Raw genomic sequence first — 13,277 nt, forward strand, 5'->3', positions numbered from 1 at the left:
CTTCTATTCTGAATTAAATCCTGTTTCATTTCAAAATATATATTCTATTGTGATTTTATTTTTTTTAATTCTATTGGGAATAAGAAAATTTTGTTAAAGCTTGTTTAACACATCTTCATAATAATAAATATCACAATCTATATCTTAAGCATTTTATTTAGCTACTTTTTGTTTTTTACGTAGTTTGAAGTTTAGAAACTCAACCAATAATGAGAATGCAATTGTAAAATAGAGGTATCCTTTTGGTATAGTACCAACTTCGCTTTCAAAAATCTGAAGATGAGCTAAATGTGCAGCTTCAGCAATAAGCATAAACCCAATAAGGATTAGAAAAGAAAGTCCAAGTATCTGAATTGATGGATGTTTGTTTACAAAACGTCCTACAGGAGTTGCAAATAGCATCATAATTAGAACAGATACTACCACAGCAATAATCATTAATAATAAAGCATCATTGGGATTATCACTTAATCCATTTGTCATCCCTACTGCGGTAAGGATAGAATCAAAAGAAAAGACAACATTAATTAGTGTAATCTGTACAATGGCATTAGAAAGAGAAGAAGAGCTTTTAGCTTGGATTTCTTTTTCTTCTTCACCCTTTTCATCGACTTTTTCATGGATTTCGTGAACACTTTTATATAATAAAAACATCCCGCCGCCAAATAGGATTAAAGCTTGACCGCTAATACCTGCTTCTATCCAGGGAAGGTTGATATGCCAGAAAGGAGCTTCCATAGCGACTAATAATGATATACCAAACAATAAAACAACACGCATGACCATAGCTAATAGCAGTCCAATATTGGTTGCTTTTTTTTGCTGCTGATCAGGTAGTTTACTAGATGCTAGGGAGATAAAAATGATATTATCAATACCAAGAACAATTTCCAAAAATGTAAGTGTTAATAGGGCGACCCAGGCATCTGCAGATGTAAAGATTTCGAACATTATTTTATTTTTTTTGCGGTTCCACGTTGTTTATTGGTTGCATCTACTAACCCATACTCAAAGGTGTAGATATCTTTATCGGTAGTTAAGATTTTCATATGTATGGCTTTTTTTTCAGCCATATTTTTGGGAGATAATTTCTGTACAATATATTCACAATTATTAATCCATCGAATACTGGCTGTGTCGGTCTTACCCCTGAAATAATCAATTTCTATGGTGTCATTGCGAATAAAAGTGGTTTTAACCAACTCACCATCCAGAAAAGTTTCGAATTCAAAAGTTCCTGTGTGAAAATTTGTACAGTTACGTTCTTGTTGGTAACAACCGCTGATACATAAAGTACAGAAAAATACTAAAGCAAATCGCTTCATAATAGTTATAAATAAAAAACGAAAATAATTCTATTTCCAGAAAGTTGATAGAAAGGAAGAGAAAAGTTGTTAAGTTTTTTTCATCTGATATGAATTGAAGGTGCCATCAGTATAAAAAATGACAATTCTGTCTATGTTATTTTCAGTAGAAATTCCTCGAGAAATTTTTTCTAGTGTAGGAGTATTTGGTGTTGCTGTTTTTTCTTCTGGGGATGATTGTGAAAATAAATCTTGTTTAGAAATTGTAGTTGGAGCAGATGTAGGTTGATTAATAGTTGAAGTATTTGGTAAAGGATTTTTTTTCTCCACAGAAACATTCTCAGATTTAGGAAATGTTCCTTTCCCATATAATAACCATTGTAAATCTACATCAGTATATGCATCAACAATCTTCATTACAAAATCAAGACTAGGTTTGTTTCGTCCGCTAAGAATATGAGAAATAGAAGAGCGACCTACACCCATGTAATCTGCAAAAGATGAAGCAGATACAGCATGGTAATCCATTATTTTTTGGATTCTTTTGCCAAAATCTTTATTGTTTACCATTGTAAACTAGTTTAAGAGTAAATATTGGTTACAAAGGTAAACAAATTTGTTGAAAACAGTGGTTTACAATTGTAAACCGACAATACGGAGTTTTAAATCTTTAATTTAGATAAATACCTATAATACCTTGATTAATAAGTTTTTATTTTGTTATGCTAAAACGCTTTATTTTTTTTGTTAATAACTAGAATACATTTGGAAACATAGTAAGAATCACTGTTTAACTATGTAAACAAACGAATCTATTTTAAGTGTTTACAAATGTAAATAAGGTGTTGTTACAGTTGTAAACAGTGCCTTGGTTTACAACTGTAAATATTAATCTAATTTGTTATGAATCTTCGGTAAACTGTAGTAATTTCGTAGCTTTATAAAACGAATTAATGGATACTCGTATACTGCATAACTGGTACAACACTTATAAAGAACTTTCCTTATTTGGACGTTATATTACTTCAGATCATATTTCCCCTTTATTGGATCTTTTCTCTTTAAAAACTGAAATTGAACAGATAGGACTTTCTGAAAATGATGCTCCTATACATCTTATTAAATTAGGTAATGGATCTAAAAAACTTTTGTTTTGGTCCCAGATGCATGGTAATGAAAGTACAACGACAAAAGCTGTATTTGATTTCTTAAACTTCGTTACAGACACCTCAAATGATTCGGCAAAAACTATTTTAGAAGAGTGTACAATATATATAGTACCTATTTTAAGTCCAGATGGGGCAAAAGCATATACGAGACTTAATTATAATCAGATAGATCTTAATAGAGATGCACAGCAGAAAACACAAAAGGAAAGTGTCGTGTTTAGTAAACTGGTTCAGCGTATCCAACCAGATTTTGCGTTTAATCTTCATGGACAACGTACTATTTTTAGCGCAGGAGAAACAAAATACCCAGCTACGGTGTCTTTTTTGTCACCGGCAAGTGATTTAGAACGGTCAATAACTCCAAGTCGTAAAATAGCTATGGAAATCATTGCAAAAATGAATGCTGTACTCCAGAAGTATATTCCAAATCAAGTAGGAAGGTATGATGATGGTTTTAATTTAAACTGTGTGGGGGATACTTTAGCTAATATGGGAGTGCCTATCATACTATTTGAAGCTGGACATTACCCAAATGATTATGATCGTGAAATAACCAGAGAATATATATTTTATTCCCTTATAACTTCTATAGAATATATAGCTACTACCAAAATCACAGGAGATATGTATAAAGAATATTTTTTAATACCAGAAAATGGAAAATGTTTTTATGATGTCATTATAAGAGATGTGGTGTTAGGAGGTGAAAACGTAGATATAGCCGTTCAATACAGTGAAGAATTGATCAAAAATAATGTGAAATTCATACCAAAAATTGTTAAAATTGATAATCTTCAAAAATTTTACGGTCATAGAGAGATTATTGGTAAAAAAAGAACAATACACAACGAAAACGTTACAGTAGAGATAGTTCCAGAGGCTGAGCTGTTAAAGTTTTACCTAAATTCTGAATTATTCTTAATAGAATCGGTAAAAAGTTAAAATAAAATGTATGAAAACTGTATTTTTCTGCTAAATTTGCAATGTAAACTAATCGGGAAAATTATATTAAAATACTATGGCAAAGTTTAAATTAGACGAAGTTGATCATCAAATTCTAGACATGTTAATCGAGAATACCCGTACGCCTTTTACAGATATAGCAAAAAAATTGCTGATTTCTGCGGGTACTGTACATGTGCGAGTTAAAAAAATGGAAGAAGCCGGTATTATTGAAGGATCTTCTTTAACATTAGACTATAAGAAATTAGGATATTCATTTATAGCGTATGTTGGTATTTATCTTCAAAATACTTCACAGACCAAATTTGTATTACAAAGAATTAATGAAATACCATTTGTAACAGTTGCTCATATTACGACAGGAAAATTTAATATTTTCTGTAAACTTAGAGCTAGAGATACTAACCATGCAAAGGAGATTATTTTTAAACTTGATGATATCGATGGTGTATATCGTACCGAGACTATGATTTCATTAGAAGAGAGTATTAATGATAAGAAACGATTAATGCATTCTATTTTCCAGGATTTATAAAGGGATATACTAAACAAATATAGATAAGCCCTTTAAGATTTTCTTAAAGGGCTTATTAATTAAAAAGACTTTTTATAACTAAGCATGAGATGTTTAAAAAATCTCTCTGCTGTATTTAGTAGAAAAGCATATTAACCATAAACAAGTACCACCACACCAATGGCTAGAAAACCAAAAATTGAACGTTTTAATGAAAACGTTCTTGCTAAGTATCAGATATACAATAGTATATTTATAACATTACCTTTTGATACGATAAGTAACACAGGGGTTTTATTACCTCTTTTTAAAGAAGTATGTGAAAAAGGTTATGATCAACACAAAAACCCTACAGAAATTGTAGAAGACTTTTTTTCATTGTATCAAGACAACCCCAAACCAAAAGAAAAACATGATTTACTATTTAGGTTTATCCAGTATATTGAGCGTCAAGTTGTGTTATTTGATGCAATAGAAGATGCGGCTTTTCCTGTTGTGAATAATATGGATGGTCGCGGAACTTTAAGAAGTATTAAAGAAGAAGCTCAGGCAAAAGGTAAATTAGAAGAATTAAAAGATTATCTGAGGAGGTTTAAAATTCGTCCAACCTTAACAGCCCATCCTACACAGTTTTACCCGGGAACAGTACTTGGGATTATTCATGATTTGGATGCAGCAATTCGTGATAACGATTCACCTAAAATAAAAAAACTATTAGCCCAGTTAGGTAAAACTGCTTTTTTTAAGAAAGAAAAACCAACACCTTATGATGAAGCAGTAAGTTTGATTTGGTATTTAGAAAATGTATTCTACCATTCGGCAGGAACCATATATAATTATGTGCAACAAAATATATTTGAAGGAGAGGATCTTGAAAACGATTTAATCAATTTAGGGTTCTGGCCTGGAGGAGATAGGGATGGAAACCCATTTGTAACCACAGAGATTACATTAAAAGTAGCAAAACGATTACGCAAAACAATTTTGATAAATTATTATCGAGATATTAGAGCATTAAAACGTAGAATTACTTTTGGTAATCTTCAGGATAAAATAGCGGTTTTAGAAAATGCATTATATGATAACTTTTATTATGCAAAAACTGCAGAACCGCTATCGATAGAAACATTAATGAATGGATTGCTAGAGATTAGAGAAGAATTAATAGAAGAGCATCAATCCTTGTTTCTAGAAGACCTGCAAGATTTAATTAATAAAGTGAAAATTTTTGGTTTTCATTTCGGGACATTAGATGTTCGCCAAGATTCAAGAGTTCATCATAAAGTGCTTACAGAAGTTGTGCAGAAGACTACCGAACTAGGGTTGGGTGTTTTTCCAGAACAATATGAATCTCTTTCTGAAAACGAACAAATTAATGTGCTTTCTACTCTTAAAGGAAAAATAGACCCTTCTATTTTTGATGATGATATAACAAGAGCAACAATAGAATCCATTTATGCTATCAAAACAATACAGCAAAATAATGGAGAGCGAGCTGCTAATCGTTACATCATTAGTAATAATGGAAATGAACTTAATATAGTCGAAACATTTGCATTGATACGACTTTGTGATTGGGAGTTTCCTACGGTAGATGTAATTCCTCTCTTTGAAACGGTACCAGATTTACAGGTTTCACATCAGGTAATGGAGTCGTTGTATAACAATCCAGAATATATGCAGCATCTGAAACGTCGTGGAATGAAACAAACTATTATGCTAGGTTTTTCTGATGGAACCAAGGATGGAGGGTATCTTATGGCGAATTGGGGAATCTTTAAAGCAAAAGAGATGCTAACCGAAGTTTCTAGAAAATATGATGTAAAAGTCGTGTTCTTTGATGGTAGAGGAGGGCCACCTGCAAGAGGAGGAGGAAATACAAACCAATTTTATGCTTCTCTTGGTCCAACAATTGAAGACGAGGAAATACAATTAACCGTTCAGGGACAAACAATCAGTTCTAATTTTGGTACACTGGATTCTTGTCAATATAATTTAGAACAACTGCTAGGGGCCGGAGTGGAAAATGAATTGACTAGTAATGAGGGTAATCTTTTCTCTGTAAAGAATAAGCAAACGATGCAGGAACTTGCAGATATAAGTTATAAAACATATGTTGATTTTAAAAACCACCCTAAATTTCTTCCATATCTTGAGCACATGAGTACATTAAAGTACTACGGAAAAGCAAATATTGGTAGCCGACCTTCTAAAAGAAGTAAAAGTGCAACCTTAGATTTTGGCGATTTAAGAGCAATACCTTTTGTAGGGAGTTGGAGTCAGTTAAAACAGAATGTTCCTGGGTTTTATGGAGTTGGAACAGCCTTAAAGACATTTGAAGAAAAAGGAGAATTTGATAAAGTAATGTCACTTTATAGAGATTCACCGTTTTTTAGAACGTTGATTGGTAATAGTATGATGAGTCTTACTAAATCCTTTTTTGAATTAACTTCTTATATGAAAGAAGATGAGGAATACGGTGTGTTTTGGGACATCATTCATGATGAATACTTGTTAACAAAAAGATTGTTATTTAAGTTAACCGGATATTCTGAGTTAATGCAAAACGAACCTGCAGGAAAAGCATCTATCGATATTAGAGAAAATATCGTATTACCTCTGCTTACCATACAACAATATGCATTGAAAAAAATTCAAGATCTAAGTAGGGATAAAGATGCAAACCCTGAAGATATTGCAATTTATGAGAAGATGGTAACTCGTTCTTTGTTTGGAAATATTAATGCAAGTCGTAATTCGGCATAATTTTTTAATAAAGTACTGTTAAGGATATTATATTATGAAGCTGGAATGATTAAATTTCAGCTTCATTTATTAACTCATATTATACTTCATGACAAAGTTTTATAGTGTAATGTGAGTTTATATACTATTACAAATAAATTGGAATTTAATCTATATCTAATACACTATGGTATCACAGTTAAAAGAAGGAGAATTTAATCCGTATTATGGAATATATATTGCTAAAGCAGAGTCACCTGATATTGTAAAGGGACTACAAAGCAGTCAAAAAGAATTTGTTGATTTTGTGCAATCCATTCCTGAGGAAAAATTCACTCATGCCTATGCAGAGGGTAAATGGACTGTAGCAGAGGTATTGCAGCATATAATTGATACCGAACGTATTTTTGCATATCGTGCTTTGTGCTTTGCAAGGAATGATAAAACATCAATTATGGGGTTTGAACAGGATGATTATGTTCCGTATTCAAATGCGAATAACTACAGTAAAGAAGAATTGATTTCAGATTTTGTATCAGCAAGAAGTAACTCTATTTCTTTATTCAAAAGTTTTACCGATGAAATGCTAACCAGAATAGGTGAAGCGAGTGGTAGTCCTATGAGTGCAAGAGCAGCAGGGTATATATTAGAAGGTCATCAAAAACACCATTTTGAGGTTATAAAAGAAAGGTATTTATAAGGTATGACAAAAGAAGAAGTTGCTAGGAATTACTTGTTGTTTTTAGAAAAAAATGAAGTGAATAAAGTTGTTAGTTTATTTGCAGACGATGGGATTGTTGAATCTCCATTGTATGGAACAATGCCAGCTAGTAAATTTTATAAAGCGTTGGCCGATGATACTACTACTTCAAAACTAAAATTTGATGGTTTATTCTCAGAAAAAGATTCGAATAGAATTTCATTACTTTTTGATTTTAATTGGGAACTAAAAGATGGGAAAAGAGTTGTGTTTAAGGTGGTAGATATTATAGTACTAAATTCTGAAAATAAGATTCAAAAGCTCACTATTATTTACGATACTGTTCATAGCAGATCAGCAATGGAACAGTTAAAAAAGTAATAGAGTAGATTTATAATAAATCGATCAAGGTTTTTGGTTCTAGCTCATGTCCACCTGGGTGAGTTCTAAACTCAATTTGCGGTAGTATTTGCTTTACTCGTACTTTCTCAGCTTCAACTTTTTCTATTTCAAAAAAAGGATCTTTTTCTCCCAGAATATGAGTGATTTTTGTCTGATCAGTAAGAAAAGTAAAATCTTCTCTAGATAGTTCTTTAGGAAAACCACCAGAGATCATGACCAAAGCATCACAATTAATTTTGCGACTGGCGATCCATCTACTGGCAATACTTACACCTTGAGAATACCCTAAAACGATTAACCTCGCATGCTCAGGAATTTCTTCAGATGATAATATTGCATCAACATATCGTAGTACATTTTTGGTTTCTGTCTGGGTGTTTTCTTTAGTTAACCAACTAGAACCAACTCTTCTGTAATCATCACCTTTGTAATATTTTGATGGAGCCTGCGGTGCAATAAAATAATTATCTTCTTTATTAAGACTTTCAAACAATCGTATAAAGTATCTGCTTAAATACCCAATTCCATGAAAAACTAACCAAACATTTTTAGTGCCAGGATGTAAAGTATTAAGTGTAGAATATGTGTTTGTAGCAGTGTAAGAAATTTCTTTTTCGGTAGCACTCATATGATATATGATAATAGATCTTTTGTGTTTAACTAAGATGAAACCAATCATCAATAATTGGCCACAAGATATCTCGATTTTTTGTTCTAAAAAAATCAAAATGACCAATATTTTTTAGGTTAAAATCACTTGGTTTTAGATGTTTCCTGGTCACTTTTGCATTTTTGTATACGCGCTCACCCAAAATGTCGACTGATTTTTTTGGAGCAAACGAGTCATCATCAATACTTAATAAAAGCATAGGCTCTTTGATTTCTTTATAATATGTGCTAGTGTCTTTTTGGGTAAAATATAACATTGAATCCGGGTGTAATAAAAAAATAGCCCAATCTTTGACCACTCTTGTGGTTAGGGGTTTTCCTAGTCCAAACCAACCAGAAGGGTAGTATTCTAAAAAGGAAGTGGTAAGCGGTACAAAAAACTTGAAATTAAGATAGATAAGTATTCTCATTTTTATGGTAAAATGTTTATAAAACCCAAATTGCGAAGCTACATTCAAGTATTTGTCATAATATTGATATGCATCGCTAAAACCAACACTATTACCGCCATAACTATGACCGATCATGTACTGTTCGTTTTTAGGAAATTCTTCTTTAGCATGTTTAGAAACTGATTTAAAATCCTGTGCCCAGAATAAAAAACCATGTTCTTTTAAAGATTGAATACTTTGAGAAATAGAATCTCCTATTCCTCGATAATCAAAAGTAAATACATTACATCCTTTGTTAGCAAGGTGTTCTGCCAGATTAAAATAAATTTTTTGAGGAACCGCTACTGCAGGAGCAAAAACGATTGTTTTGTGATTAGGAGATTTAGGAACAAACTCATGTACCGAAATGGGGTAGCCGTCAGAAGAACGGATAGTGTATGATTCCATAGTTTTACTTATTTAATATTGCTATTTCTGTTCTTTCAATGGCATTGTTAAGATATTTTGGATCGTCATAAATCTGCATCAATAAAATACCACCCTCGATATCCTGTACCATTTGTTCTGCCAGTAATAATGCTTTTTCTGTTGTGTGATTTACTTCTAGCAGTTGCTGTAGTCCTAAAATAAAATCCTTAAAAAATGATTGTATTTCTTTTTTATATATAGGGTCGAGGTGTATGGTTTCTAATGCGGTATTTGCCATGATACATCCACCATCCGAAGCTTTAAATAATTTGTTCAGAAGTAACTTCATTTTTAACACTTTTTCATTAAGAGTTAAAGTGCTACTTTCAATAATTCTAAATAGATTGTAATTAAAATAACTATGAACAGTTGCCAGAACTTCTCTAATTAGATCTTCTTTATTGCTGAAATAATAATAAAAATGAGACTTCTGTATACCGCAAACTTTAGAAAGTTCACTCATGCTACTGTTTTGAACTCCTCGAGAGCGCAGGATAGGGATTACTTTTTTTAGAACTTCTTCTTTAGATGTTTTTATCTTTGGCATTTTATTGAACGTTCGTTAAAATAATAATCAAATATAGTTAGAATTATTAGATAGCATTGTATATTTTTGGTCTAAATTATAAAGCTTATGAATTTGACACAGGCAGAGGTGCTAGAACAATGTGCTAAGATGTGTAAAAATACTTTGATGGAAACTTTGGAGATTTCTTTCTGTGAAGTTGGTAAAGATTATCTGGTGGCCAAAATGCCAGTGACTCCTAAAGTACATCAACCAGATGGTGTTTTACATGGTGGAGCGATGGTGGCACTAGCAGAAAGTGTGGGTAGTGCAGCATCATTTATTTTTCTTAATGCAGAAGATTTTTATATAAGAGGAATAGAGATTTCTGCAAATCATGTAAAAAGTGTTAAGCAGGGGTATGTATTCGCTAAAGCGGAAATTTTACACCAAGGGCGTACTACCCAGTTATGGGATATAAAGATAAAGGATGAAGAAGGTAACCTGGTTTCAATAGTTAAATTGACCACTATTGCACTTCCCAAAACCAAATAGGATGAACATAGAAGATGTTTATACTAAAATTGAAGAGCAGTTAGATCAAAATTTACCTTTTGTAGTGTATAGGAAAGCTGATTCTATGACATTACACGCTATTTTTCAGAAAAATAATCAAATATATGAAGTAGAGGATTATACCGTTTCGGGATTTGTTTTTGCTCCTTTTAGTGCTTCTGATAAAACGGTTATTATTCCTTCAGAGAAAAGTAACTATTGCAATGCTACTATTTCATCACAAACCATAAGTAGCGAAAAAAGAACTTCAGGAAAATTAGCAGATTCTTTTTTAGTAAAACCTGAAATCAAAAAAAAACATGTCGAGCTTGTAAAAAAAGGAATCAAAGCAATACAATCTGACCGTTTTAAAAAAGTAGTGTTGTCACGAAAAGAGGAGGTTTCAATACCAAATTCTTTTAGTAATCTACATATATTTAAAAATCTAATACATCATTATCCAAAAGCTTTTGTATACTTATGGTATCATCCTAAAGTTAGTACATGGATGGGAGCAACTCCAGAGACTTTGATTAGAGTAAAAAACAATGATTTTTTTACTATGGCTTTGGCAGGTACACAATCATATATAAACACTACAGATGTTGATTGGGGGGAAAAGGAGCTAGTAGAGCAAGAAATGGTAACTTCTTTTGTTACTAATGAACTATCTTCAATTATTAATAATATAAAACATTCTAAAACCTATACCCATAAAGCAGGTACACTTTTGCATCTGCGTACTGATATTAGTGGGGTTTTGGGTAATGAAAATTCAAGAATAGAAAAAATAATTAAAGTGTTGCATCCAACACCAGCTGTTTGCGGACTTCCTAAAGGCGAGGCTAAATCTTTTATTCTTGCTACAGAAGAGTACAATCGTAAGTATTATACGGGTTTTCTTGGAGAACTTAATATGAATAAAGAAGGTGTTGTTAAATCTGATCTGTTTGTAAACCTTCGGTGCATGGAGTTAAGTGATGGTAAAGCAATTCTTTATGTAGGAGGAGGGATCACAAAAGATTCTGATCCAGAGAAAGAGTGGGAGGAAACTGTAAAGAAAACAGAGACAATGAAAAGAGTTTTGTTTTAGCCAGGGTTAAATTACTTAAAATTCTGGTGTAAATTAGTTCGATATTGTAATTTAGCGATTCGAATGAAGAAACGCTTATATTCAAAAATTCCTTTAGCACAATCTATTGTTACCTTATGCGAAGCAAAAGGAATCACTCATATTGTTATTTCGCCAGGATCTCGTAATGCACCACTAATCATTGGTTTTAGTGAACATCCGGATATGCAGTGTTATAGTATCGTAGATGAGCGATGTGCTGCTTTTTTTGCATTAGGTATTGCGCAACAAACCCAAAAACCAGTTGCTTTGGTTTGTTCGTCAGGTAGTGCATTACTAAATTATTATCCTGCAATTTCAGAAGCATTTTATAGTGATATACCATTAGTAGTTTTAAGTGCAGATCGCCCTATTGAAAGAATAGACGTGGGAGATGGCCAAACGATTCGTCAAAAAAATGTGTTCGAGAACCATATTTTGTATTCGGGTAATTTATATTCTGAAGTTGTTGCAGAAACACAAATTGACGATCCCAAAGTACGCCAAAAACAGCATGAAGCTCAAAAACATAATGAAAGAGAAATTAATCTGGCATTAAATAAAGCAATAGAGCAAAAAGGACCAGTACATATTAATGTACCTTTTTACGAACCTTTATATGATAAACTGGAACACCCTACTATTATTTCCAGGAATATCCCTGTAGAAAAACCACATCATCAGTTTTCTGAAGGTTTACAACTAGAAATGCATGAAGAATGGAATCAGGCAAACCGTAAAATGGTATTAATAGGTGTCAATTCACCAGGAACAGTTGAGCAAAAGTGGATAGAATATTTTGCTGATGACCCTTCGGTTTTAGTATTAACAGAAACAACATCTAATATTCATCATGCATCTCATATTAATTGTATTGATCAATTGATTTCTACTTTGAATGAGGATGAATTTAAAGCATTGCAGCCAGATATTCTTTTAACTATCGGAGGGATGGTTATCTCTAAACGAATTAAAGCATTTTTACGACAATATCAGCCGAAATCACACTGGCATATTGATTCAAAAAAAGCATATGATACTTATTTCTGTCTCACAGAGCATATAAAATTGCAGCCCAATGTATTCTTCTCACGTTTTTTTCAAGACATGAAGAGCGTCGATAGTACTTATAAGTCTTTTTGGATTTCTGTAAGAGATCATCGCAGAGTAAGGCATGCAGCATATCTTGATAAAACCCCTTTTACTGACCTTAAAGCATTTGAAGCTATTTTTAATGTAATTACTGATGGACAAATGATACAGTTAAGTAATAGCTCTACGGTTAGATATGCGCAATTATTTACGTTAAATCCAACCTTTCAGGTATTTTGTAATAGAGGGACAAGCGGTATTGATGGAAGTACATCTACTGCTATTGGTGCAGCCCTGGCTTCGGAGATACCTACAACTTTGATAACGGGAGATCTTAGCTTCTTTTATGATAGTAATGGGTTATGGAATGAATATATTCCTTCAAATTTTAAAATCATTGTTATTAATAATGAAGGAGGAGGGATATTCAGAATTTTACCAGGAAAAGAGGAGAGTGTTAATTTTGAAAAATATTTTGAAACGAAACACCACCTTACAGCAATACATTTGTGTAAAATGTTTGGTTTTGAGTATCGTACAGCACATACCCTTGAAGAGTTAATTCAAGAATCAAAAAAAATGTATGAAACTAATAATACACCACAATTGCTAGAGGTTTTTACTCCCCGAAAAGAAAACGATAGTACTTTAGTCGGTTATTTTAGGTATTTTGTCTAATATCCTTATT

Annotated in this window: 14 protein-coding genes; 8 read left to right on the forward strand and 6 right to left on the reverse strand. The window is 32.3% G+C overall.

All coding sequences use genetic code 11. The annotated features are described in order from the left end of the window. Positions 1 to 153: 153 nt before the first annotated feature. From ATE84_RS15295 to ATE84_RS15305, 3 genes are all read right to left on the reverse strand, one after another. On the reverse strand, positions 154 to 951 hold the full coding sequence (locus tag ATE84_RS15295) for a TerC family protein (protein ID WP_101448786.1): 798 nt from the start codon (positions 949 to 951) through the stop codon (positions 154 to 156). Continuing rightward, entirely contained in the window at positions 951 to 1,325 is a 375-nt protein-coding gene (locus ATE84_RS15300) for a DNA topoisomerase IV (protein ID WP_101448787.1), read from the reverse strand. Before ATE84_RS15300 ends, ATE84_RS15295 begins: the two co-directional genes overlap by 1 nt. 69 nt (positions 1,326 to 1,394) lie before the next feature. Beyond that, complete coding sequence (locus ATE84_RS15305; protein ID WP_101448788.1) at positions 1,395 to 1,874, reverse strand: helix-turn-helix domain-containing protein; 480 nt, start codon at positions 1,872 to 1,874, stop codon at positions 1,395 to 1,397. Positions 1,875 to 2,257: 383 nt separating this feature from the next. On the opposite strand from ATE84_RS15305, the gene ATE84_RS15310 reads away from it, so the two are divergent. From ATE84_RS15310 to ATE84_RS15330, 5 genes are all read left to right on the forward strand, one after another. Beyond that, positions 2,258 to 3,415, forward strand: a complete 1,158-nt coding sequence (locus ATE84_RS15310) for a M14 family zinc carboxypeptidase (RefSeq protein WP_101448789.1) — start codon at positions 2,258 to 2,260, stop codon at positions 3,413 to 3,415. A 76-nt stretch (positions 3,416 to 3,491) separates the two neighbouring features. After that, entirely contained in the window at positions 3,492 to 3,971 is a 480-nt protein-coding gene (locus ATE84_RS15315; protein ID WP_101448790.1) for an Lrp/AsnC family transcriptional regulator, read from the forward strand. A 159-nt stretch (positions 3,972 to 4,130) separates the two neighbouring features. After that, positions 4,131 to 6,716 (forward strand): phosphoenolpyruvate carboxylase, encoded by a 2,586-nt coding sequence (locus ATE84_RS15320; protein ID WP_101448791.1) that lies wholly within the window; start codon positions 4,131 to 4,133, stop codon positions 6,714 to 6,716. 166 nt (positions 6,717 to 6,882) lie between these two features. Continuing rightward, positions 6,883 to 7,395, forward strand: a complete 513-nt coding sequence (locus ATE84_RS15325) for a DinB family protein (protein ID WP_101448792.1) — start codon at positions 6,883 to 6,885, stop codon at positions 7,393 to 7,395. A gap of 3 nt (positions 7,396 to 7,398) precedes the next feature. Then, positions 7,399 to 7,776, forward strand: coding sequence for a nuclear transport factor 2 family protein (locus tag ATE84_RS15330; RefSeq protein ID WP_101448793.1), 378 nt, complete (start codon positions 7,399 to 7,401; stop codon positions 7,774 to 7,776). Between the two features lie 10 nt (positions 7,777 to 7,786). Here the strand turns inward: ATE84_RS15330 and ATE84_RS15335 are convergent, their stop codons facing one another. From ATE84_RS15335 to ATE84_RS15345, 3 genes are read right to left on the reverse strand one after another with little or no spacing between them, the layout of a single operon-like run. Further along, on the reverse strand, positions 7,787 to 8,425 hold the full coding sequence (locus ATE84_RS15335) for an alpha/beta hydrolase (protein WP_101451057.1): 639 nt from the start codon (positions 8,423 to 8,425) through the stop codon (positions 7,787 to 7,789). A 28-nt stretch (positions 8,426 to 8,453) separates the two neighbouring features. Next, positions 8,454 to 9,305 carry an alpha/beta fold hydrolase gene (locus ATE84_RS15340; protein WP_101448794.1) on the reverse strand — a complete coding sequence of 284 codons (852 nt, stop codon included), beginning with the start codon at positions 9,303 to 9,305 and terminating at the stop codon, positions 8,454 to 8,456. Between the two features lie 4 nt (positions 9,306 to 9,309). Next, positions 9,310 to 9,873 (reverse strand): TetR/AcrR family transcriptional regulator, encoded by a 564-nt coding sequence (locus ATE84_RS15345; RefSeq protein WP_101448795.1) that lies wholly within the window; start codon positions 9,871 to 9,873, stop codon positions 9,310 to 9,312. A gap of 87 nt (positions 9,874 to 9,960) precedes the next feature. On the opposite strand from ATE84_RS15345, the gene ATE84_RS15350 reads away from it, so the two are divergent. From ATE84_RS15350 to menD, 3 genes are all read left to right on the forward strand, one after another. Then, positions 9,961 to 10,386: a PaaI family thioesterase gene (locus ATE84_RS15350; RefSeq protein WP_101448796.1), complete on the forward strand. Its 426-nt coding sequence runs from the start codon at positions 9,961 to 9,963 to the stop codon at positions 10,384 to 10,386. A gap of 1 nt (position 10,387) precedes the next feature. After that, on the forward strand, positions 10,388 to 11,479 hold the full coding sequence (locus ATE84_RS15355) for a chorismate-binding protein (protein WP_101448797.1): 1,092 nt from the start codon (positions 10,388 to 10,390) through the stop codon (positions 11,477 to 11,479). A gap of 63 nt (positions 11,480 to 11,542) precedes the next feature. Then, on the forward strand, positions 11,543 to 13,267 hold the full coding sequence (menD, locus tag ATE84_RS15360) for a 2-succinyl-5-enolpyruvyl-6-hydroxy-3-cyclohexene-1-carboxylic-acid synthase (protein ID WP_101448798.1): 1,725 nt from the start codon (positions 11,543 to 11,545) through the stop codon (positions 13,265 to 13,267). Positions 13,268 to 13,277 lie beyond the last annotated feature (10 nt).

This window comes from Aquimarina sp. MAR_2010_214 (assembly GCF_002846555.1).
Classification (GTDB): Bacteria; Bacteroidota; Bacteroidia; order Flavobacteriales; family Flavobacteriaceae; genus Aquimarina.

Bases quoted from the DNA above. Each gene is read 5' to 3' on its own strand.
- ATE84_RS15295 (WP_101448786.1), bottom strand. From the start codon at position 951: ATGTTCGAAATCTTTACATCTGCAGATGCCTGGGTCGCCCTATTAACA.
- ATE84_RS15300 (WP_101448787.1), bottom strand. From the start codon at position 1,325: ATGAAGCGATTTGCTTTAGTATTTTTCTGTACTTTATGTATCAGCGGT.
- ATE84_RS15305 (WP_101448788.1), bottom strand. From the start codon at position 1,874: ATGGTAAACAATAAAGATTTTGGCAAAAGAATCCAAAAAATAATGGAT.
- ATE84_RS15310 (WP_101448789.1), top strand. From the start codon at position 2,258: ATGGATACTCGTATACTGCATAACTGGTACAACACTTATAAAGAACTT.
- ATE84_RS15315 (WP_101448790.1), top strand. From the start codon at position 3,492: ATGGCAAAGTTTAAATTAGACGAAGTTGATCATCAAATTCTAGACATG.
- ATE84_RS15320 (WP_101448791.1), top strand. From the start codon at position 4,131: ATGGCTAGAAAACCAAAAATTGAACGTTTTAATGAAAACGTTCTTGCT.
- ATE84_RS15325 (WP_101448792.1), top strand. From the start codon at position 6,883: ATGGTATCACAGTTAAAAGAAGGAGAATTTAATCCGTATTATGGAATA.
- ATE84_RS15330 (WP_101448793.1), top strand. From the start codon at position 7,399: ATGACAAAAGAAGAAGTTGCTAGGAATTACTTGTTGTTTTTAGAAAAA.
- ATE84_RS15335 (WP_101451057.1), bottom strand. From the start codon at position 8,425: ATGAGTGCTACCGAAAAAGAAATTTCTTACACTGCTACAAACACATAT.
- ATE84_RS15340 (WP_101448794.1), bottom strand. From the start codon at position 9,305: ATGGAATCATACACTATCCGTTCTTCTGACGGCTACCCCATTTCGGTA.
- ATE84_RS15345 (WP_101448795.1), bottom strand. From the start codon at position 9,873: ATGCCAAAGATAAAAACATCTAAAGAAGAAGTTCTAAAAAAAGTAATC.
- ATE84_RS15350 (WP_101448796.1), top strand. From the start codon at position 9,961: ATGAATTTGACACAGGCAGAGGTGCTAGAACAATGTGCTAAGATGTGT.
- ATE84_RS15355 (WP_101448797.1), top strand. From the start codon at position 10,388: ATGAACATAGAAGATGTTTATACTAAAATTGAAGAGCAGTTAGATCAA.
- menD (WP_101448798.1), top strand. From the start codon at position 11,543: ATGAAGAAACGCTTATATTCAAAAATTCCTTTAGCACAATCTATTGTT.